Annotated in this window: 1 protein-coding gene; it reads left to right on the plus strand. The window is 44.7% G+C overall.

Annotation, left to right across the window (positions count from 1 at the left end; translation table 11 throughout):
- The coding region (locus tag HF876_RS18715; RefSeq protein WP_169361559.1) for a transposase at window positions 1-696 on the plus strand (696 nt) is incomplete at its 5' end.
- Between the last annotated feature and the right edge of the window lie 227 nt (window positions 697-923).

Here is a 923-nt window from a genome sequence, read left to right on the forward strand (position 1 = left end):
GTGCTGGAGAAAACACCATTACCAGAGGACCTTCGAGAAAAAGAAGTGGCGGAGCTACTCCCTTTCTACAAAGAGGTGGATGGGTTAAAGTGTGTCTCTTCTCCCAAAATAATAAAACTCAAGGAAGCCGCTGAAATCTCGATCGGGTTGACCGAAGGCCTGGAGATGGCTCGATTTGAGATTCATACCTTGGTTATGCAATATAGACTCGTTCAACAACAGTATGAATTACTGGCAGAACGGTTACAAGAAATCGCTCAGAATATGCCCGATTATCTCTTTTTGGTATCTATCGAGGGGGTCGGCCCCAATACAGCCGTCGAGCTGTTATCAGAGGTAGGGCCGTTCACTAACTTTCATAGTCCACGCCAAATTATCAAACTAGCGGGACTGACATTACGGGAGAACTCCTCGGGTGAACAAAAGGGACAAAAGAAGATTTCTAAACGAGGACGCAGAAAATTGCGTGCAGCCCTCTTCCGAGCCATCTTGCCTATGATTCGTTACAATCCTGCCTTTAAGGCACTGTATCATTATTATATTGAACGCCCAGTAAACCCTTTAAGAAAGAAAGAAGCCATGGTGGTCTTATGTGGCAAACTATTAAAAATCGCACATGGCCTCTGTACGAAGAAACAGATGTTTCAGTCAGAACGCATGATACAAGACCTGACTGTTCTTCAAACGGCAGCGTGAACCATTTCATTAGTTATTAACTTAGTTGGATGACATAGAGAGCTGGCACAACCGCGACATTCGACTTCAAGTCCCTGCTGGAGCATAGCCGGCCTCTGCCTTATGACTAGACCGAACGAAGGAATGTATGCGTGCGACGCAAAGAGATATGGGAGGGTACGTCATCATAAGTTCTGCAGAGAAACAGAGTGCATCCAAGAATAGTATATTTATGGAATTTTTAACCA

Origin of the sequence: Psychrobacillus sp. BL-248-WT-3, assembly GCF_012843435.1 — a bacterium.
Lineage (GTDB): Bacteria > Bacillota > Bacilli > Bacillales_A > Planococcaceae > Psychrobacillus.